Annotated in this window: 17 protein-coding genes; 10 read left to right on the forward strand and 7 right to left on the reverse strand. The window is 47.2% G+C overall.

The features are described from left to right. Positions 1 to 13: 13 nt before the first annotated feature. Positions 14 to 2,101 (reverse strand): elongation factor G, encoded by a 2,088-nt coding sequence (locus CVU71_04095; protein ID PKN20966.1) that lies wholly within the window; start codon positions 2,099 to 2,101, stop codon positions 14 to 16. A 378-nt stretch (positions 2,102 to 2,479) separates the two neighbouring features. Between CVU71_04095 and CVU71_04100 the strand changes: the two genes are divergently transcribed. From CVU71_04100 to CVU71_04120, 5 genes are all read left to right on the forward strand, one after another. Continuing rightward, positions 2,480 to 3,946, forward strand: a complete 1,467-nt coding sequence (locus CVU71_04100) for a hypothetical protein (GenBank protein PKN20967.1) — start codon at positions 2,480 to 2,482, stop codon at positions 3,944 to 3,946. Further along, on the forward strand, positions 3,939 to 4,664 hold the full coding sequence (locus CVU71_04105) for an ABC transporter (protein PKN20968.1): 726 nt from the start codon (positions 3,939 to 3,941) through the stop codon (positions 4,662 to 4,664). The genes CVU71_04100 and CVU71_04105 overlap by 8 nt, the downstream gene beginning before the upstream one ends. Before the next feature lie 4 nt (positions 4,665 to 4,668). Beyond that, on the forward strand, positions 4,669 to 6,366 hold the full coding sequence (locus CVU71_04110; GenBank protein PKN20969.1) for a hypothetical protein: 1,698 nt from the start codon (positions 4,669 to 4,671) through the stop codon (positions 6,364 to 6,366). A 177-nt stretch (positions 6,367 to 6,543) separates the two neighbouring features. Continuing rightward, positions 6,544 to 8,625 (forward strand): elongation factor G, encoded by a 2,082-nt coding sequence (gene fusA, locus CVU71_04115; GenBank protein ID PKN21060.1) that lies wholly within the window; start codon positions 6,544 to 6,546, stop codon positions 8,623 to 8,625. A 7-nt stretch (positions 8,626 to 8,632) separates the two neighbouring features. Beyond that, positions 8,633 to 9,127, forward strand: coding sequence for a molybdenum cofactor biosynthesis protein (locus tag CVU71_04120; protein PKN20970.1), 495 nt, complete (start codon positions 8,633 to 8,635; stop codon positions 9,125 to 9,127). 17 nt (positions 9,128 to 9,144) lie between these two features. On the opposite strand, the gene CVU71_04125 is transcribed toward CVU71_04120, so the two are convergent. From CVU71_04125 to CVU71_04140, 4 genes are read right to left on the reverse strand one after another with little or no spacing between them, the layout of a single operon-like run. Next, the gene (locus CVU71_04125; protein ID PKN20971.1) at positions 9,145 to 9,624 is read right to left on the reverse strand and encodes a hypothetical protein; all 480 of its coding nucleotides are present in this window, start codon (positions 9,622 to 9,624) and stop codon (positions 9,145 to 9,147) included. Next, positions 9,621 to 9,938 (reverse strand): hypothetical protein, encoded by a 318-nt coding sequence (locus CVU71_04130; protein PKN20972.1) that lies wholly within the window; start codon positions 9,936 to 9,938, stop codon positions 9,621 to 9,623. The genes CVU71_04125 and CVU71_04130 overlap by 4 nt, the downstream gene beginning before the upstream one ends. Next, positions 9,935 to 10,429 (reverse strand): HIT family hydrolase, encoded by a 495-nt coding sequence (locus CVU71_04135; protein PKN20973.1) that lies wholly within the window; start codon positions 10,427 to 10,429, stop codon positions 9,935 to 9,937. Before CVU71_04135 ends, CVU71_04130 begins: the two co-directional genes overlap by 4 nt. 30 nt (positions 10,430 to 10,459) lie before the next feature. Beyond that, positions 10,460 to 10,957 (reverse strand): hypothetical protein, encoded by a 498-nt coding sequence (locus CVU71_04140; protein ID PKN20974.1) that lies wholly within the window; start codon positions 10,955 to 10,957, stop codon positions 10,460 to 10,462. Between the two features lie 162 nt (positions 10,958 to 11,119). Between CVU71_04140 and CVU71_04145 the strand changes: the two genes are divergently transcribed. Genes CVU71_04145 through CVU71_04155 form a run of 3 tightly spaced genes read left to right on the forward strand, consistent with a single transcriptional unit; the run spans position 11,120 to position 13,686 of the window. Then, the gene (locus CVU71_04145) at positions 11,120 to 11,398 is read left to right on the forward strand and encodes a hypothetical protein (GenBank protein PKN20975.1); all 279 of its coding nucleotides are present in this window, start codon (positions 11,120 to 11,122) and stop codon (positions 11,396 to 11,398) included. Then, on the forward strand, positions 11,398 to 13,407 hold the full coding sequence (locus CVU71_04150; protein PKN21061.1) for a DNA ligase (NAD(+)) LigA: 2,010 nt from the start codon (positions 11,398 to 11,400) through the stop codon (positions 13,405 to 13,407). Before CVU71_04145 ends, CVU71_04150 begins: the two co-directional genes overlap by 1 nt. 6 nt (positions 13,408 to 13,413) lie before the next feature. Further along, entirely contained in the window at positions 13,414 to 13,686 is a 273-nt protein-coding gene (locus CVU71_04155) for an acylphosphatase (GenBank protein ID PKN20976.1), read from the forward strand. 112 nt (positions 13,687 to 13,798) lie between these two features. On the opposite strand, the gene CVU71_04160 is transcribed toward CVU71_04155, so the two are convergent. Together CVU71_04160 and CVU71_04165 are read right to left on the reverse strand one after the other, a co-directional pair. Continuing rightward, entirely contained in the window at positions 13,799 to 15,160 is a 1,362-nt protein-coding gene (locus CVU71_04160; GenBank protein ID PKN20977.1) for a Fis family transcriptional regulator, read from the reverse strand. Between the two features lie 31 nt (positions 15,161 to 15,191). Then, positions 15,192 to 16,850 (reverse strand): hypothetical protein, encoded by a 1,659-nt coding sequence (locus CVU71_04165; GenBank protein PKN20978.1) that lies wholly within the window; start codon positions 16,848 to 16,850, stop codon positions 15,192 to 15,194. 134 nt (positions 16,851 to 16,984) lie between these two features. On the opposite strand from CVU71_04165, the gene CVU71_04170 reads away from it, so the two are divergent. Continuing rightward, on the forward strand, positions 16,985 to 19,456 hold the full coding sequence (locus CVU71_04170) for a DNA internalization-related competence protein ComEC/Rec2 (protein PKN20979.1): 2,472 nt from the start codon (positions 16,985 to 16,987) through the stop codon (positions 19,454 to 19,456). A gap of 112 nt (positions 19,457 to 19,568) precedes the next feature. Further along, a complete protein-coding gene (locus tag CVU71_04175; protein PKN20980.1) occupies positions 19,569 to 20,075 on the forward strand; it encodes a nucleoside-diphosphate kinase in 507 nt (168 codons plus the stop codon). The last annotated feature ends 96 nt before the right edge of the window (positions 20,076 to 20,171 follow it).

The following is a 20,171-nucleotide window of genomic DNA, read 5'->3' on the forward strand; positions in this document are numbered from 1 at the left end:
AGCCTTCAGCTTTTTATGCTGCCGTTTTCTTGTTTTGAGCCACTTCCAGAGCAATCTTTTCCGCAATCGACTGCGGCACCTGACGATAAAGAGCAAACTCCATCGTAAACTGCGCTTTGCCCTGCGTAGATGAACGCAGGATGGTAGAAAAACCGAACATTTCCCCCAATGGGACCTGAGCTTCAATCACGCACATCACACCCTCGTCCTGAGAACCGATAATCATGCCGCGGCGTTGATTCAGAAGCCCCATCACGGACCCTTGAAATTCAACCGGTGATTCCACAACAACTTTCATAATCGGTTCATGAACAACCGGTTTGGCCCTGAGATATGCTTCTTTGAAAGCGCCGCGGGCGGCCGCCTGGAAAGCCATGTCCGAAGAATCCACCGCGTGGGAAGCGCCGTCATTGATGACGACTTTAACACCGGTAATCGGGAACTCGAGTTTGGGTCCTTTGGCCATGCTCTGTTTAAAACCTTTTTCGCAGGCCGGAATATATTGCGTGGGAATGGAACCGCCGAATATTTTGTTTTCAAAAACAAATTCCGCATCACTGATCGGTTCGATCCAGCCGGCAATCCGCCCGAACTGTCCGGAACCACCGGTTTGCTTTTTATGCGTGTAGTTGAAATCCGCCCGCTGGGTGATGGTTTCACGGTAAGCCACGCGCGGGTTGCCTGTGGTCACTTCCGCATTGTATTCACGCTTCATTCTCTCCACGTAAATATCCAGATGCAGTTCGCCCATCCCTTCGATAATGGTTTCGTTGGTTTCGTGATCAACGTACGTTTTGAAGGTCGGGTCTTCCTTCGAGAATCGATTAAGGGCCTTCGACATGGCCATTTGCGACTTGTTGTCTTTCGGCACAATCGCCAGCGAGATAACCGGCTTGGGCACATACATGGAGGTCATGGTCATGTTGATGCCCGGCGATACAAACGTGTCGCCTGACGAGCATTCGATGCCGAATAAAGCGCCGATGTAACCGGCCCGCAGATAATCGACTTCTTCCATCTGATCGGCGTGCATCCTCACGACGCGGCCAACCTTAACTTTTTTTCCGTTGCGTACATTGACGATCGTAGAACCTTTTTCCACTGTTCCTTCGTATACGCGAATGTAGGTTAACTGGCCATACTGGCCGTCTTCCAGTTTAAACGCCAGCGCGACAATCGGTTTTTCCGAATCGCTCGTCAATACAACCGGTTCTTCATTATTATCCATATCGAGGGCGATATTTTCTACTTCGGATGGCGTGGGCAAAAGATAGGTCACACCATCGAGCAGCGGCTGAACCGCTTTGTTTTTATAGGCCGACCCCATGTAAACCGGGGTGAGTTCTCTTTTTAATGTTCCTTTGCGAACGGCGGCATAAAGCATTTCCGAAGTAATTTCTTTTTCCTCCAGAATGGTTTCCGTCAGTTCGTCGGAAAACAGGGACGCGGCTTCAACGAGTTCTTCCCGTTTCGTTCTGGCTTCATCGAGGAGTTGTTCCGGAATGGCTTCAATGCGAATATCTTCACCGTTATCGCCGTCAAAATACATCGCTTTCATGCCCACCAGATCGACCACACCCTGAAGTTCCGTTTCCAGTCCGATAGGAATCTGCATGGCAACGGCGTTATGACCCAGTTTGGAGCGCAATTGCTCGATTACACGGAAAGGATTGGCGCCGCTGCGGTCGCATTTGTTGACGAAAGCAATGCAGGGGACTTTATAACGCTTCATCTGATGATCAACGGTAATGGACTGCGACTGCACACCGCCCACTGAACATAAAACGAGGATCGCACCGTCCAGAACACGCAGGGATCTTTCTACTTCAATCGTGAAATCGACGTGGCCGGGCGTATCAATGATATTAATTTCATGCCCTTTCCATTCGCAATAGGTCGCGGCCGATGCGATGGTAATGCCTCTTTCTTTTTCCAGGTCCATGGAATCCATGGTCGCACCTACGCCGTCTTTGCCTTTCACATCATGGATGGCATGAATTCTTTTCGTGTAAAAAAGAATCCGCTCACTGAGCGTGGTTTTGCCGGAATCGATATGCGCACTGATCCCGATATTGCGTATTTTCTGATCGTCGAACTTCATGATACTTTCCTCTCCTGAATAAAAACTAATCTTTCGTTATTCAATTACATCGTTTCTTACCGAAGGTGCCCACTACCCTGCTCGCTTCACTCGCGGGATTGTTCAACTAACCAATTCCGCCGCGCTTCGCTTACGAAATTGGAGTTTCACTATAAAAAAAACCCCCGCATTTGGAAGAGTCTCTGCCAGATGGGGGATCCACCGTAATCGAGCCAAGTAATAAGAACTTGGCCTTCTATATTTTTAGTCGGCATTTGTCAAGCTAATGTTTTAATGTAATCTTATTTTTAAATACTATGTATTGACCATAATCAATCCTGCCGATATATTATTATCGTTATATTCACTCGCTTTAATATTTCAGAAAGATTACGGAACATGACAAAATTAAAATGGAATATTACCTGGGGCATTGTAATCACTCTGATTTTTGTTGTACTGCTTGCCATGCGCCTGGGATTGTTTAAGGAAAAAGAAGCACCAGGCCCGGTCAGGCAAACGATTGAAGCTTCACGTACACCGGAATCCTGGATGAATATTTATCAAAACAAGCATAAAATCGGCGTAATCCGTCGTAATTTCAATAAATTGGAAAATGGCCGCTTCCAGACAGAAGAATTTGTCACGATGCAGATCAATACCATGGGTGTCCTGCAGGTGCTCAATTTATCGACGGAAACAGAACTTAATCCCGACATGACTTTCTCTTCTTTCAACTTTGAGCTCAATTCCAGTTTGTTTCGTTTCACGGCCCGCGGCTACGCCGGCAAAGATAAACTCACTTTATATGCCGGGCTCCCCCATGCGCAGCAAAAAACAATCATCCCCATCAAGGATATTCCCCATATCAGCGGCAATATTTATGAAGCAGCCTTTCGGGGCAGTCTGGAAAAAGATAAAACCCGCAATTTCAGTATTTTTGATCCCTCTACGCTGGCTTTGCGCAAAATATCCGTTACACGTCATGCGGATGAAATTATCCCGATAATGGGAAAACGCGTTCTGACGCAAAAATTCTGCGCCGACTTTATGGGTGCTAAAAATTGCGCCTGGCTGGCTAAAGACGGGGAAATATTAAAAGAAACAGGGATTCTGGGGCTTTCCATGGAAAAGGTCAGCGCCAGTCAGGCCAAGGAAGGGCTCAATGCCAGGGACGGCGTTGATTTTACTCAGCTCGCTTCGATTCCCTCTAATATAAATATCGCCACACCTTCAAAATTAACGGAGATAAAAATCAAAATTGACGGTATCCGTAATTTGCCTGTTCTCCTGCAAGGAGGCCGGCAAAATTTCCATCAGAACATTTTAACAATTACTCAGGAGAAAATTCCGAATGCAACGACACAAAACATACCATCACTCTTTCTGAAGTATTTGCAGCCTTCACCGCTTGTTCAATCCAATGCCCCGGAGATGAAAACACAGGTGGAAAAAATTATTCATCATACGGACAGTCCGCAAATCAAGCTTCAAAAAATCGTTCACTGGGTTTACCGCACCATAGAAAAAAAGCCGGTATTGTCCGTGCCCAATGCGTTGGAAGTCTTAAAAAACAAAACAGGCGATTGCAATGAACACGCGATTTTAACCGCCGCACTCTTGCGTTCCGCGGGTATTCCCGCTCAGATTGAAAACGGGCTTGTCTATCTCAACGGCCGTTTTTATTATCATGCCTGGAATCTGGCCTATATCGGACAATGGGTTACGGCGGACGCTGTCTTTAACCAGATTCCCGCCGATGTCACACATATCCGCCTGACACGCGGTGAAGGCGGCGAACAACTGGATTTACTGGGTGTTATGGGTAAAATAAAATTGGAGGTCACATCCGCAAAAAATGATTGAACTTAGCAACCTGTCCAAAGATTACGGTACGACGCTGGCCGTCAATGATTTGAGCCTGGATGTGGCAGCAGGAGAAATTTATGGATTCATCGGTCCCAACGGCGCGGGTAAAACCACGACGATCCGCATGATGGGCGGTATTATCGAGCCGACGGCCGGAAACATCACCATTGCCGGAATCGATTTAAAAAAAGACCCGGTTGCCGCAAAAAAGATCATCGGCTTCGTGCCGGACAGGCCTTTTTTATATGAGAAGCTGACCGGCATGGAGTTTCTTAAATTCATCGCTGATTTATACAACGTGGATACGCGGACGCTCTCCCGCAGATCGGAGGAGCTTTTAAAACAATTCGCCCTGTGGGAGTGGGCCAATGAAATCATTGAAGCCTATTCGCACGGGATGAAGCAAAGACTGATTATCGCCGCGGCGCTGCTCCATGATCCCAAAGTGCTGGTCATCGACGAGCCAATGGTCGGGCTTGACCCTCAGGCCGTGCACATGGTCAGGGATATTCTTAAAGGGCTGGCCCGGCAAAATGTCACCGTTTTTGTTTCCACGCATACCTTAAGCCTTGCGGAAGATTTGTGTGATAGAATCGGCGTCATCCACAAAGGAACACTGCTGGCACAGGGCACCGTTGCCGAGTTGAACAGGGCCGCTCAGACCGGCGAAGCCAAACTGGAAGAAGTATTTTTAACTTTGGTTCGGGAAGCATAAACCTATGAAGAGCACGGTATTGACATTATTGAGGCCGCGACTGCTTTCCGCCGGAAATGGATTGAGGGCGGATTCGAAAAATAATCACCGGATGCGTCTTTTCCTGTTTTCCTTTGTCGGTTTGATTTTCTGGATCGGCGCCTTTTTAATTTTTTACCGTGTTTTAATCTATTTTCAAAGTGTGCAGGATTTCGGCGACATCCTGGCCATGAAACTTCTTTCCATGATGATCATCACGTTCTTCACCCTTTTGCTTTTCAGCAGCATCATCAACAGTCTTTCTCACCTGTATTTAAGCCGTGACCTGTCGCTTACGCATTCCCTGCCGGTTACGATCGGGAATATTTTCCTTGCGCGATGGCTTAGCAGTTCTTTTGATTCCTCATGGATGGTGATGGCCTTCAGCCTTCCCATTTTCCTATCGTACGGTCTGGTCTACAAAGCCGCTATCTTTTTTTATCTGATCGCCTTTGCGGCTATTATCTGCATGTGTCTGATCGCTTCAGCCATCAGCAGCCTGATCGTCTTATTAGGTGCGGCAACGCTCCCCGCGGGAAAAATCCGCACCCTTTTTGTCATCCTGGGCGTTGGTCTGTCGATACTGCTCATCATTGTTTTAAGGATGATCCGGCCCGAACAACTTGTGAATCCTGACAGTTTTGCCTCGGTTGTTCTTTATTTAAATTCCATGCAGACGCTCGATCTGCCTTATCTTCCCACCACCTGGATCACGGATACGGTGCGTCTGGCTTTGAAAAAAGAATGGAGTCAGTCGTTATTTAATCTGGCTCTTTCGGCCAGTTGTTTTTTTTCTCTGATTTTTTTAAACCAAATGGCCGCCTCCGCCATCTATTTTCGCGGCTTCTCCCGAGCACAGACAACCGCCAAAAGGCTTTTCTCACCGTTTAAATTCCGCGGACACAGTTGGGAAAGCCTGTTGAATTTTTTATCGCGCCCGGCAAAAGCTTTTGCCGTAAAGGAAATTCGTTCGTTCTTTCGAGATTCCACGCAATGGCCGCAATTGTTTTTAATCTGCGCATTGATTGTTGTTTATCTGTATAATTTCTCCGTTCTGCCTTTGGATCGATCACCCATGAAAACGGTCTACCTGCAAAATGTCTTTTCTTTTTTAAATGTGGGACTGGCCGCTTTTGTGCTTTCGGCCATCGCCGCCCGTTTTGTTTTTCCGGCGGTCAGCATGGAAGGGGAAGCTTTCTGGATTATTCAGTCCGCGCCCGTTTCCATAAAAACGTTCCTCTGGATCAAATTCTTTCTTTACTACATCCCGCTGCTTATTCTGTCGGAAATCCTGATTGTCGTTTCCAACATCCTCCTGGGGGTTACGCCATTTATGATGTTTTTATCCGTCCTGACGATATTTTGTCTCGTACCCGCCATCGTCGCACTTGCCGTGGGACTGGGCGCCCGCTATCCGGACTTCAAATCGGAAAATCCGGCCCTGTCGGCAACCAGTTTCGGCGGGGTCCTTTTTATGCTGATCAGTTTTGGTTTGATTGCTCTGGTCATTATTCTGGAGGCGGGACCGGTTTATCGAATCTTTATGTCGAGAATGCACGGCCACGGCTTTTCTCTTCTGCAAATTATCTGGTTTATCCTTTCCTTCACTTTAGTACTGTTTCTTTGCGTTTTTGCAGTCTTTTACCCCATGAAACTGGGTGAAAAGAATCTGCTGAAAAGATGATTGCCGGCCAGCCTGATGAAAATCTTTCATCACCGTAATCAGGAAGGCCCGGAAATCGTCAGAAGTTGAAAATTATCTTGATTTTAGTCGCCGGATAGGCTAAACATCCCCGCATTCTGAATGACCCGTTTCATCAGATCTTTTGAGGATCTTGTTGAGATATTGAAAGGAGTTTTCATGGCAAAGTACGAATCCAAAGCTCTCAGAAATCTGGCCGTCATCGGCCACGGCGGCACAGGTAAAACCTCCCTTTGTGAATCACTCTTATTTGTTTCCGGTAAAAATGAACGGCTGGGCCGCGTAGACGATGGCTCGTCCACCATGGACTATGAACCGGAAGAACAGAAAAAGCATGTTTCCATTTCCTCTGCTGCCAATTTTGTCGAATGGGATAAGCATAAAATCAATATCGTGGATACCCCGGGCGACTCCAATTTCACCTTTGACATTAAATGTTCATTAAGCATCGTGGATAATGCAGTCGTCGTGATCGATTCCGTCGGCGGCGTGGAATTCCAGACACAAAAAGTCTGGGAGATGGCCGATGAATATTCTCTTCCTCGCATCATTTTCATCAATCGCATGGATCGTGAACGTGCGGATTTCAATAAAGTGCTGGATAGCATCAAAACAAAGCTCAAAAAGAAAACAACCCCCGTCTGCCTGCCCATCGGATCGGAAGATAAATTTCAGGGCATTGTCGATCTCCTGACCATGAAAGCTTATACTTTTACCGATAATAAAGGCATCGGCAAGGCGTCTGATATTCCGGCGGATCTGATGGATGAAGCCAACCTGATGCGCAGTTCCATGGTTGAAGACATCGCGGAAGCCGATGAAGAATTGATGAACAAGTATCTGGAAGCCGGTGAGCTTTCCACTGAAGAAATCAAATCCGGTCTGAGAAAAGGCGTCATTTCGGGAAGCATTATCCCCGTCATTTGCGGTTCGGCCGCCAAAGGCATCGGCATCACGATGCTGATGGATCTGGCAGTCGGTTCTTTCGCGTCACCCGTTGACCGTGGCCCCGTCAAAGGAACAAAACCGGGCACGAACAGCGCGGAAGAAAGAAAACCGTCGGAAGATGAAGCTTTCTCGGCCATCGTCTTCAAGACCATTGCCGATCCCTACGCGGGCCGGCTGACCTTGTTCAGGGTTTATTCCGGCAAACTTAATTCCGATACAGCCGTGTATAACTCTTCGAGAAAAATTACGGAAAAATTCGGCCATATCTTCTTTCTGGAAGGCAAAAATCAGAAACAGGCGGAAGTGCTTATTCCCGGGGATATCGCGGGCGTCGCCAAATTGAAGGAAACGGTCACCGGCGATACACTGTGCAACGAAAAATCCCCGATCGTCTTTGCCAAAGTTGCTGTTCCTCCGCCGATCATGTCTTTTGCGGTTGAACCGAAATCCAGAGGCGATGAAGACAAGATCGCCTCTTCCATTCACCGCCTGACGGAAGAAGATCCGACCATTGTCTTCTCCCGCAACGTTCAAACCAAAGAAATGATTCTCTCCGGCATGGGTCAGGTGCATATCGAAGTCAACGTAGAAAAAATGAAAAGAAAATTCGGTGTCGAAGTCAATCTGAACACACCGAAAGTTCCTTACTTTGAAACCATCAAAGGAAAAACCAACGTTCAGGGACGATACAAGAAGCAGTCCGGCGGACGCGGCCAGTTCGGTGATTGTACGATCGATATCGAACCCATGCCGCGCGGCGGAGGTTATGAATTCCTGGATAAAATCGTCGGCGGCGTTATTCCCGGGCAATACCGCCCGGCCGTAGACAAGGGCATCCAGGAAGCAGCGGCTAAAGGCGTTATCGCAGGCTATCCGGTGGTGGATTTCAGGATATCCCTTGTTTTCGGCTCCTATCATACCGTCGATTCTTCAGAAATGGCCTTTAAAATTGCCGGATCGATGGCTTTCCAGAAGGGTATTATGGAATGTCAGCCGATTCTTCTGGAACCCATTGTAAACATCGCGATTGAAGTTCCGGATGAATACATGGGCGATGTCATCGGCGATCTCAACAGCCGCCGGGGACGCGTTCTGGGCATGGATACCAACGGCACCAATCAGGTCATCAAAGGTCAGGTGCCCCTGGCGGAAATTTTGAAGTATGCCCCCGATCTGCGTTCCATGACCAGCGGCCGCGGCAACTTCACTTACACCGATTCGCATTATGAAGAAGTCCCCTCTTATATCGCGGACAAAATTATTGCTGAATCGAAAAAAGAAGCGGAAGAATAATCACAGAATGTTTAACGCCGGAATCATCACGGTGAGCGATAAAGGCTCACAGGGCAAACGGCAGGATCTAAGCGGCCCCGCAATCGCAGAAATGCTTGCGGGCGCCGCTATTCAGATTAAGAAAACCCTCATTATCCCCGACGAAGTCGATCAAATATCCAAAGCCATTATCCAATTTGCGGACATGGAACAACTGGATCTGATTTTAACCACTGGCGGGACAGGCGTCAGCCCGCGTGATTTAACGCCGGATGCCACCCTGCAAGTCATCGATAAAGAAGTGCCCGGCATGGCCGAAGCTATGCGGATCGCCAGCATGAAAATAACCCCGCATGCCATGATTTCACGGGCCGTAGCCGGCATTCGCGGCCGGTGTCTGATCATCAATCTCCCCGGCAGCCCCAAAGGCGCCAAGGAAAATCTCGCCTCGGTCTTACCGGCGCTCAAACACGCCATCGAAAAAATTAAAGGCGACGACCGCGACTGTGCCGCATCTTCATAACGTTTAATGATTCCTTTTTAACCACTGATTGTTATGTGATGTTTTTCCAGAAATCCGAGGGCATTACGCTGATGGGTGCCCGGCCAGTAAATCTTCCGGCATTTTGGACATTGATTAAAATGGCCGCAATTTTCAAAAACAAATTGCGGCACCCGATCACGAATGTTTTCCTTTTCTACAGGAATAACCGGTTCATTACATCCCAGACACCGGGTGTGCATTTTTTCTTTGCTGATTTCTAAAGACAGCTTGCTTACCACAAAAAAGAGTTGGCCACCGACACCGGTTTCCGGCAGGAGGAGTAATTGCCCGGTAAACTGCCGCTCCATCATGTCCCTTCTTCTGGTCAGGAGAATACGCGCCTGGCTTTGGGCCTGGCGCATCATCGGTCTGCCCGCTTCGTTTCCATAAATTGCCGCATCATAACCCAAAAGCCTGAGCCATCTGGCAAGCCCGGTAAGTGATGCATCAACAATAAATTTTGGATCGCCGCTCATACGGAAGGATTGGACGTTTTCGTACGGTCTTCGATGATGGGAGGTGCTTCGTGTTCTCTCAATTCCTTGCGCAAATCACGAATCGTCTTGTTTTGCTTGGCAATGGTTCGATTGAGCCGAAATCTTTCCACGACGCCTAAAAGACCGGTGATAATGACACCTGCCAGCAGGGCGACAAAAATAAGCATATATGCCGGCACGACAATGTCCTTGACGTAGTAGTATCGAATGGTTACCTGTGCGGAATTAAACTGTGAAAAAGTCACAATAAAGAAAGCAAAGAGAATGGTGAGAATTAAATAAAAAACTTTCATGGCGTTAGAACCTCCTGAGCATATTTTTTAAAGAGAGGCGCAAGGTTTGCGGCGGTTGTCGCCAGATCCTCCGGGATAACACGGACATTAGCGACGACACTTACAAAATTGGTGTCACCTTCCCAGCGCGGGATGATATGAAGATGGACATGCTCGGCAATACCCGCACCCGCCGCTTTCCCTAAATTCATGCCGGTATTAAAACCCTGCGGATTCATGGCTTCCCTCAGCACCTTAACGGATATATCCAACAAGGTGAACATTTCCATGCGTTCCGCAGAGGTCAACTCAGTAATGTCACCCAGATGCCGCTGGGGAATGATCATCAAATGACCGTTGACATAGGGATACCGGTTGAGCATCACAAAACAGGTCTCCCCTTCAAATACGATGTAGTCATTACACCTTGTTGAACATTTACAAAATACGCAACCATCCTGCTTTTCACACACGAGATACTCCATTCGCCACGGCGCAAACAATGTTTCCATATCACCGACACCTGACATTACTTATTTGCATTATTCGATCGGTATGATCCTGCCTGCTATATCCGTGCCTATTTCCAGGATACCGATGCTTCTGGATTTTGCAAACCGCTTATCAACCGCTGAACCCGGATTAAAAAAGTAAACGCCGTCGATTTTTCTGTTCACCGGATAATGCGTATGGCCGAACACAATGCAATCGAGTTTGCCCAGCCTATCTTGCAGTTTTCTTTCGATTCCTTCGGGCGATCCCCAGCCGTGAATCAGGCCGATTTTGAATCCGTTGATATCCATTAACAATTGCTCGGGCAGTTCCTGTCTCACCCGCGGGCCGTCCATATTGCCGCAAACCGCCCGGACCTCTTTAGTGCCGAAAAGATCCAGAACACATAAATCAACCAAATCTCCGGCATGAAATATCAAGTCAACATCAGAAAAATTTTCGTCAATAATTTTCTTTAAGTTCTGATCAAAACCGGAAATGTGTGTATCGGACAACACACCTATTTTGACTTTGTTTTCAAGCATCATCTTTCATGGTTTATTAGCGGTAAGATAAAAAAAATACAAGCGTTATTTACTGCAATTCCGCTGTTGCGGGACGAGCGTTAATCCGCCGCAGCTTGTCGCGAGGTGGTTAATTAAAAAGCTTTTAATTTGACTTTAGCGGCAAGCCAAGCTAAAATTAAACATATGAATAAACTGGAAGATTCTTTAAATAAAATCGCGGAAAATATCCTGTATCTGGATGAAGCGTCCTTGTCGTCGCTTTGGGAAAAATACAAGGCAAAGATGGAAAATTTTTCCTTTTCTCCCGAATGGGAAAAATCCGTGGTGATCTTTTCCATCATCAACGCCATTCGTGTGAAAAACGCCATATTCAATGAGCAACTGTTGAATAAGAAAACAGCCGAAGAACCGCCTCCTGCAAAAAGAAAATCGGAAAAACCAAATCTGCGACTGGTTAAATGATGGACAAAGACACCGCGGAAAAGCGAATCCCCGAATTACGAAAAATCATCGAATATCATAATCGGCGCTACTATCAGCAGGATGCTCCGGAAATATCCGACATCGAATACGACCACCTGATGCGGGAACTTCAGGAACTGGAAGCCCTCTATCCTGATGATGAACTGGCTGCATCTCCGACACAGCGGGTGGGCGCCGCCCCTCTCGCCAGGTTTGCCCCCTTCAGTCATCCGCAGGCCATGTTCAGTCTGGCCAACGCCTTTTCCACAGAGGAAATTCTGGATTTTGATTTGCGCATCCGGCGCCTGGCAAAAAAGGATTCGATGGATTATGTTGCCGAACCCAAACTTGACGGCCTGGCTGTCAACTTAATCTACGAAAGCGGCCTTTTCCTGCGCGGCGCAACACGCGGCGACGGCACAACCGGCGAAGACGTCACGCAGAATCTTAAAACGATTGCGGCGCTGCCTTTGAAAATGAAAAAAAGAGCCGGGCATCCTCACCCGGAATTCATCGAAATCCGCGGTGAAGTTTATATGGCAAGGCAGCCGTTTGAGAAACTCAACCGCCGCAGGGAGCAGGAAGGCGAAGACCCGTTTGCCAATCCACGCAACGCCGCCGCGGGATCGCTGCGGCAACTGGATCCGAAAATAACCGCCCGTCGTCCTTTAAGCATCTTTCTCTATGGTATCGGATCCGTCCGAGGTCTGAATTTTTCCAGCCACTGGGAAATACTGCAGACCCTTGATGAATGGGGGTTTCCCGTCAACCCGCTCATTCAACAGGCACCGGATATCTCTTCCTGTCTATCTTATTTCGAACGTATCGGGTCGCTACGCGCAGGCCTTCCCTATGACATCGACGGCGTTGTGCTGAAAGTCAATGATTTGCACACGCAGGAAATTCTGGGCAACGTGTCCCGTTCTCCGCGCTGGGCGCTGGCCTGTAAATTCCCGGCCGAACAGGCCGAGACAGTAATCAAAGACATCATCGTCCAGGTAGGCCGCATGGGAACGCTGACACCCGTGGCGGTAATGGAGCCGGTCAATGTCGGCGGCGTCATCGTCAGCCGCGCCACGCTGCATAATGAAGATGAAATTCTAAAAAAAGATATTCGCATCGGTGACACGGTTGTGATTCAAAGGGCTGGAGACGTCATTCCCGAAGTTGTTAAAGTTATTTCATCAAAAAGAACCGGCCGGGAAAAAGAATTCCGCATGCCACGCCATTGCCCGGAATGCGGATCAGAAACCGTTCGCATTGAAGGCGAGGTCGCCCACCGTTGCATCAATCTGGCCTGCCCCGCGCAAATCAAGGAACACATCCGTCATTTCGCCTCACGCGGCGCAATGGACATTGAAGGACTGGGCGAAAAAGTTTCCGCGCAGCTTTTTGACGCCAGGCTTATTCAAGATCCCGCCGACCTTTATTTTTTGAAGAAAGAACAGCTGCTGGCTCTTAACCGGCAGGCGGAAAAATCCGTCCAGAAACTGCTGGAAGCTATTGAACGATCCAAGACGCCTCCCCTGGACAGATTTATTTTTGCTCTGGGCATTCGCCATGTGGGAGAACGGACTGCCAGACTGCTTGCCTTGCATTTCGGCAGCCTGGATAGTCTAATGAATGCGGGCATTGAAGATTTAACCGATCTCAATGAAATCGGTCCGGAAATCGCTCAAAGCATTGTCGAATTCTTTGCTGAAGATCGAAACAGAAAAGTTATAGAAAAATTTCACCGGGCAGGTATGGCACCTCAAAAGAAAGAAGTGTTGACCAAAGCGCCTCTGGAAGGAAAGTTTTTCGTCTTTACCGGCTCGCTCGAAAGCATGGGCAGAAATGAAGCCAAGGCGATTGTGGAATCACTGGGCGGCATTGCCCAGGCGTCTGTAACCGGCAAAACATCGTATGTGGTTGCAGGAGGTGAACCGGGATCAAAGCTGGACAAAGCCCGGTCTCAGGGTATTGCCGTCATCACTGAAGACGAATTTCTGAAGCTCATCGGCAGGTAAACTTTCATGAAAAGCGTGCATGTCACAATCAGCGGCAGAGTCCAGGGTGTTTTCTTCCGTGCGGAAACTGAGCGCACGGCAGAAAGCCTTAACCTGACCGGCTGGGTACGCAACAGGTCCGACGGAAGCGTGGAAGCTGTGTTTGAAGGAGAGGACAAGGCTGTCTATCAAATGGTGGTCTGGTGCCACTCCGGCCCCCGATTCGCCCGTGTGGATGATGTCATCATCGAAGATGAACCCTACACCGGGAAATTTCAAAACTTCAGAGTCAGGTATTGATCCATGCCCGGCACCTTAATCGCGGACGTTATTGCGCTATTCATTCCCTCCGGCAGCTTAGTATTTAGGGGCCAGATTCAATCTGCTAAGCGATATCGAAAGTTGCCGGTGCTTATTCCACGCCCAGCTTTTCGATGCGGTACTTCAGGGAATCACTGGTAACCCCCAGCATCTCGGCGGCTCTTGTTTTGACCCCTTTTGTTTTTCGCAGTGCTTTTTCTATTATTCTTTTTTCAATTTTTTCCAGCTCGGCATTCAGATCAATACCCGTGTCGGGGATATTCAAATCAATATTTTTCTCAGTGCCATCGGCCTCGACGGACAGCACCAGATTCTCGGGTAAAATTATATTCGACGTTTCCATCGCCACGCCGCGTTCAATGATATTTTCCAGCTCGCGAATATTACCGGGGAAAGCGTATCCCATCAGCAATTCCATGGCATATGAGGAAATCATCCGCACTTCTTTGTCAAACTCGCGGGCATATTTTTCAATGAAATGTTTGGTTAAAAGGGGAATATCATCTCTTCTATCCCGAAGCGGCGGCATCTGGATGGGAATAACATTCAAACGAAAATAGAGATCTTCACGAAATTCGCCTTTTCTGACCTTTTCCTTCAGGTTCTGATTGGTGGCGGAGATAATACGCACATCCACTTTGATATCGTCTCCTCCTCCGATGCGCCGAAAAGTCTTTTCCTGCACGACTCTCAGGAGTTTAACCTGCAGCACCGGCGGCAGTTCGCCAATTTCATCCAGGAATACCGTACCCCCTTTAGCTAATTCGAACAGACCCGCCCGATCCGCATAAGCACCGGTAAAGGACCCCTTCATGTAACCAAACAGCTCACTTTCCAGCAGATTCTCCGGAATGCCGCCGCTGTTAATGGCCATAAACGGCATCCTGGAACGGGAAGAATTGGCGTGTATGGCGCGGGCGACCAGTTCCTTGCCGGTACCGCTTTCTCCCAGAATCAGAATGTTCGCCGGTGTGTCGGCCACCTTTTTAATCGTCGCGAACACCCTGGCCATTTCCCTGCTGGTTCCGATCATACCGCAAAAAGACGTCTCGATTGTTTCGCTTTTCGGAACTTGATTATCACTGACCAGACCGTTCTTTAATAAGGCCTGACGAACGATCTGCTTCAATTCTTCAATGCTGCCGCCTTTTTCCACATAATCGTAAGCGCCTTCCTTCATCGCATTGACGGCTGTTTCACCGGAAGCATAAGCGGTAATCAATATGACAACGGTTTCCGGCCGGTGATCCTTGATGGTTTTCAAAAATTCAATACCGTCGATTTTGGGCATTTTCAAATCCGTGATGACCAAATCATACGCCGTTTTGCGACACAGATTAATTGCCCTCACGGGACTGTCGGCGGAAGTGACGTCATATCCCTCTTTGGTCAACATGATTTCCATAAATTCCCGCATGCCTTGATCGTCGTCGAGAACCAGAATCTTCGCCATGGTGCTACTCCTTTTTATCAATGTTCATACTTTATTCACAGGGCAGCCACACCGTAACGGACGTGCCCAGGTTAATCTGACTTTCAATTTTTACCTTCCCGCCATAACCGTCGACAATACGGCTGACGATGGCCAACCCTAATCCCGTACCCTTTTCCTTGTTGGTAAAAAAAGGTTCAAAGACATTTTTTAAATCTTTTTCTTCAATCCCGCATCCATCATCCGTTACTTTAATTGCCGTGTAGTCTTTTCTATCTTCCAGGTTTACGGTTTTAATTTCAAGAAATAAATTGCCTGCTCCTTCCATGGCCTGCACGGCATTAAGAATCAGATTTTGAATGATTTGCCGGATTTGTTCTTTATTGGCGAAAGCTTTTTTCCGACCGGAAAATTTTTTGACTACTTTTATGCCTTCCGCCCATTCGTCAGACATTTTTAAATTTTCCAAAACTTCCTCGGCAACGTCATCAACACTTATGGTTTCTCTGGATTCGGGAACCGGGCGGGCCAGCAGAAGAAAATCCCGTACGAAGTTATCCAGCCGGTCTTTGCCCCGCATGATGATCTGCATCAACCGTCTATCCGTTTCTTCCATGTTTGCCGCCTGCCCCAGCAATTGGATGGAACCGGTAATCGATGCCAGGGGATTTCTCATTTCGTGCGCAAGACCGGCAGCCATTTCACCAATCAAAGCCAGCCTTTTACTTTTTTCAAGATTTTCCTCCATACGCTTGATTTCGGTTAAGTCCTGAAAGATCAAAATACGGCCTATCTGCACATCGTGTCTGTCTTTCAGCGGAGAAATTGAGCAACCGAGATGAACCTGCGTCCCTTCCCTGCCGGTTAAGGTTATTTCTCTTCTGCCTTTGATCCATTCATCATCATTCACGTCAAACAGAGACGCGAAGACCGGAAAAACATCTTTGATTTGACGGTTTTCTATTGACCTGAAGTGAAGGCCTGTAATCGTCTCGGCCGCCCGGTTGAACGTCTTAATCCGGCCCTGTAATGTTGTCGTCATAATGCCGGTATCCACCGATTCAATGATGCTGCGGAAAAGAAGATCCAACTGGTCAAAAGCCGACTCTCTTTCTTTCAATAAAGACCTGGTTTTCTTTTCCTGTTCAACGACAAAGCTGGCCAGAAAGGCTACAATGTAAAACGATAAAATATGAACGATGATTCTGACAAATACGTCGCTTGCTTCAACAGAATAGTCACGGCCGGTGGAAGAGAGGGTGGGAATGATCTCGAAATATTCAAGATCCAGCACAAGTCCATACGCAATGCCGCAAGCCGAGGCAAATATTAAAGCGCCCCTGCGCCCCAGGAAAATCGCGGAATAGATAATGACCAGCGTATAAAGCAGCGAATAGTTGCTGCCGATGCTGCCGGTTAGGTAGACCAGAAAAGAAATCAGGCAAATATCGACTGCCAATTGAACATAAATATTAATCTGAAAAAACTTTTCTTTTCTTAAAAGCAGTGTATAAACTATCGACAGGCAATACATCACAATAATAACAGCATAAATTAAATAGAGAAGCGACGATGAAACCGGGATAGCCGGTCTGATCGTGCCGAGAAAAAAAGTAACCAGTAAAAATATGGAGAGGACCATCACTCTGCTGAAAATCAGCAGTTTGAGTCTCTGCCAGGTTCTTTCGTCTTGCTCTATATTGTGAGACATGGCCTGTTTCCGAATAATTTTGAATTTGATCCTTATTGAGAGTTTATAATATTTTATGGTTTTTAGCTAATCTTTTGAGCTTTTTAATCAACCGGCTCGCGGCAGGCTGGTGATTAAAAGATGAATGGCTTTTTATGCAGAGACCTCTATTGTATCCCCTCATTGCTCTGATGACCGGTATGATCATCGGCGATTCCATCATTTTACCTTTTTTTCTTTTCCCGGGTGGAGCGCTGGTGGTCCTGCTTGTTTTACTGGTCTGTGTCAGAAATCAATGGAACCGATCCGCTTTTTTCCTGATCCTTATTCTGATGCTGATCATCGGTTTATTTAACGCTCAAAGACAACAATACCTGACCCAAAATGATCAGCATATTATCTACCAGACAAGCCAGGGGATATTGACGGTGGAGGGCATCGTCCTGGCAAACGATCAGATTTCCCCGTCAAACAATGCTCTGGTAGTGCGTTGCCGGAGAATCATAAAAAATAATTCCTATCTCCCTGTGACGGGGAATATTCGTCTGGTCATCCCTTCGGACCTCAGTTTTCAATACGGTGACTTTATCCGTTTTCATTCTAAAATTAAGAAAATCCAGAGTTTTCACAATCCGGGCGGGTTCGATTATGAACGTTATCTCAACCGGCAGGGTATTTATGCCGCAGGTTTTATCGCCAATGGCGCCGGCATTGTTCTGATCCGGCCCAATTCGGCAAGCGGTATCAAGCTGAAGCTGGAAACTTTTCGTTTATATTTAAAACAACTAATTTATGCCAATGCTCCGTCTCCGCAAAGAGAAATCATTGAAGCCATGACCATCGGCAATCAAAAAGCTATTCCCATGGACGTACGCGACAATTTCGCCAAAACCGGCACGTCTCACATTCTGTCCATTTCCGGGCTGCATATCGGCATGGTAGCGGCAGGCGGTTTTTTCCTGATATTTTTTCTGCTGAAATCTTCAGAATATATGATGCTCAAATTCAATATCATCAAAATGGCAACAGCCGCTGCTTTCATCCCGGTTATCGTTTACGCCCTGGTCGCCGGAATGGGAACAACCGTCCTTCGTTCAACGCTCATGACTCTGGCTTTTCTGCTGGCGTTGATCATTGGCAAACAAAGAGACCTTTACAATATTCTGTTCGGCGCGGCGTTGATCATTCTGATTCTTGCACCGGAGTCCCTTTTCGAAATTTCTTTTCAACTTTCCTTCAGCGCGGTTTTTGCCATTTTGTATATCGTTCCAAAATTCAGCAAGACAACATTTGATTTTTTGTCATCAACGCCGCATTTATTGCAAACGTTTATTCACCGTACTTATATTTTTATCCTGGTGTCCGCCGCCGCCACATTAGGCACCCTGCCCATTATTGTTTTTTATTTTAACCGCGTCTCCGCCGTGACATTAATCGCCAATCTCATTGCGGTCCCCCTGCTGGGTATGCTGGCGTTGATCCCGGCAATGGCTTTTATTCTGACGGCAATATTCTCACCCGCCATTGCAGGTTTTTGCATCAAAGCAGCATCTTTTTTTACACACTTCTCCGTCGAGATCATCAATCGGCTGGCTTCCTTATCCTGGTCGACTTTCAGCTTCACGAAACCAAACATTGCTGAAATAATTATTTTCTATGTTTTTATTTTTCTTATAATCGAGGTCATAACACCCGAAGATAAGATAAATAAAAAAGGATTCCCGGCGCGTCATCCCTTATTGATCAGGACGGCTCTCCTGATTTCGGTGGCTCTGCTTTTTACGGATGCCGTTTATCTGCTGGCGAAAGATAAATATTCCACCCATTTAAAAATAACGGCCGTTGACGTCGGCCAGGGCTCATCCACTCTTGTCCAGTTTCCCCGCGGGATCAATATGCTCATTGACGGCGGCGGATTTTCTGACAGTTCCTTTGATATGGGCAAGTCAGTTATCGCACCATTTCTTTACGCCGGACGAATCGGGAAAATTGATATTGTCGTGTCGACACATCCTCACCCTGACCATCTTCAGGGATTGATTCATATCGCTGAAAACTTTGCCGTCAAAGAAATATGGCACACCGGTGTCCACGCTGATGATGACCTTTACCTGCTATGGAAAAAAACAATTCTGGAGAAAAAAATAAGAATAAAGCAGCTTTCGGCACAATCACCGTCTGAAAATATTTCTGGTGTTCATATTCAATTTCTATGGCCTTTCCACAAACAATTTTTTAATGATTCGGAAGTATCCTACGATGACATGAATGACGCTTCATTGGTTGCAAAAATAACCTATGGGGATAGAAGCTTTCTTTTGACCGGTGACATTTCCGGGCGCGTGGAAGCAAACCTGATCGCTTCCGGGCAGAATTTAAAAAGCGATCTTTTGTTTGTGCCGCATCACGGCTCCAGACATTCCAGCTCCATGCAATTTATCAGCGCCGTTTGTCCTCACTATGCCATTGTCAGTTCAGGTAAAAACAATGTCTTTCGCCATCCGCATCCTACCGTACTCAACCGCTACCTGTCCGGTCATGTCACGGTGTACCGTACGGATCAGCAAGGCGCGATTTTCGTGCAAACCGATGGAAAATCGCTCGATATCACACCCTGGCTGAAGTAGTGCACCGGCATTCCATCAGACCTATCATTAGTCGTTGTAAATTCTTCATTTTTAAGTTATGGGGACCATATTAAAAAAAAGAATCTAATAATACTAAATTGGGGGAAGGTATATGGCCATTCAACAAACGTTAATCATTATTAAACCTGATGGGCTTGTAAAGTCACTGACGGGAAATGTTATATCCCGGTTAGCAGAGGCGAAATTGACCATCATGGGCGCAAAGGTGGTGCGTGTCAGCCGTCAACTGGCCGAAAAACATTATGAACATCTCAAGGATAAGCCTTTTTTTGAAGAATTGATCCAGTATATCGTGGGTGACGTGCACAATACTCACAGAGTTCTCGCACTGGTCTATCAGGGGGATGACGCCATTTTCAAAATTCGGGATATTGTCGGCGATACGGATCCGGAGAAAGCCAACCCCGTATCCATAAGAGGTGCCTACGGCCGAATCACGACATCGGGAGTATTTGAAAATGTTGTCCATGCATCTTCCAGCCCGGAAGATGCCGAAAAAGAGATTAAGCTCTGGTTTGAACCGGAAGAAATTGTCGAAGACATGTATCCTATAAAAGAAGTGACATTCGATCATGTTAAAAAGACGGTCTGGGCTTAATTTCAAGAGTTAATCCGGAGTGGCCTGCAAAGGCCACTCTCTTTTTTGTCTGGAATGAGTCATTTGTCGCACCTGAAGTTATTCTATCTTCCAGAA

It is taken from the genome of Deltaproteobacteria bacterium HGW-Deltaproteobacteria-6, assembly GCA_002840435.1.
Taxonomy (GTDB): Bacteria; Desulfobacterota; Syntrophia; order Syntrophales; family Smithellaceae; genus UBA8904.

What these genes read in the sequence shown, in the direction of transcription:
- CVU71_04095 (PKN20966.1), bottom strand. Translation starts at nt 2,101, where the DNA reads ATGAAGTTCGACGATCAGAAAATACGCAATATCGGGATCAGTGCGCAT.
- CVU71_04100 (PKN20967.1), top strand. Translation starts at nt 2,480, where the DNA reads ATGACAAAATTAAAATGGAATATTACCTGGGGCATTGTAATCACTCTG.
- CVU71_04105 (PKN20968.1), top strand. Translation starts at nt 3,939, where the DNA reads ATGATTGAACTTAGCAACCTGTCCAAAGATTACGGTACGACGCTGGCC.
- CVU71_04110 (PKN20969.1), top strand. Translation starts at nt 4,669, where the DNA reads ATGAAGAGCACGGTATTGACATTATTGAGGCCGCGACTGCTTTCCGCC.
- fusA (PKN21060.1), top strand. Translation starts at nt 6,544, where the DNA reads ATGGCAAAGTACGAATCCAAAGCTCTCAGAAATCTGGCCGTCATCGGC.
- CVU71_04120 (PKN20970.1), top strand. Translation starts at nt 8,633, where the DNA reads ATGTTTAACGCCGGAATCATCACGGTGAGCGATAAAGGCTCACAGGGC.
- CVU71_04125 (PKN20971.1), bottom strand. Translation starts at nt 9,624, where the DNA reads ATGAGCGGCGATCCAAAATTTATTGTTGATGCATCACTTACCGGGCTT.
- CVU71_04130 (PKN20972.1), bottom strand. Translation starts at nt 9,938, where the DNA reads ATGAAAGTTTTTTATTTAATTCTCACCATTCTCTTTGCTTTCTTTATT.
- CVU71_04135 (PKN20973.1), bottom strand. Translation starts at nt 10,429, where the DNA reads ATGGAAACATTGTTTGCGCCGTGGCGAATGGAGTATCTCGTGTGTGAA.
- CVU71_04140 (PKN20974.1), bottom strand. Translation starts at nt 10,957, where the DNA reads ATGATGCTTGAAAACAAAGTCAAAATAGGTGTGTTGTCCGATACACAC.
- CVU71_04145 (PKN20975.1), top strand. Translation starts at nt 11,120, where the DNA reads ATGAATAAACTGGAAGATTCTTTAAATAAAATCGCGGAAAATATCCTG.
- CVU71_04150 (PKN21061.1), top strand. Translation starts at nt 11,398, where the DNA reads ATGGACAAAGACACCGCGGAAAAGCGAATCCCCGAATTACGAAAAATC.
- CVU71_04155 (PKN20976.1), top strand. Translation starts at nt 13,414, where the DNA reads ATGAAAAGCGTGCATGTCACAATCAGCGGCAGAGTCCAGGGTGTTTTC.
- CVU71_04160 (PKN20977.1), bottom strand. Translation starts at nt 15,160, where the DNA reads ATGGCGAAGATTCTGGTTCTCGACGACGATCAAGGCATGCGGGAATTT.
- CVU71_04165 (PKN20978.1), bottom strand. Translation starts at nt 16,850, where the DNA reads ATGTCTCACAATATAGAGCAAGACGAAAGAACCTGGCAGAGACTCAAA.
- CVU71_04170 (PKN20979.1), top strand. Translation starts at nt 16,985, where the DNA reads ATGCAGAGACCTCTATTGTATCCCCTCATTGCTCTGATGACCGGTATG.
- CVU71_04175 (PKN20980.1), top strand. Translation starts at nt 19,569, where the DNA reads ATGGCCATTCAACAAACGTTAATCATTATTAAACCTGATGGGCTTGTA.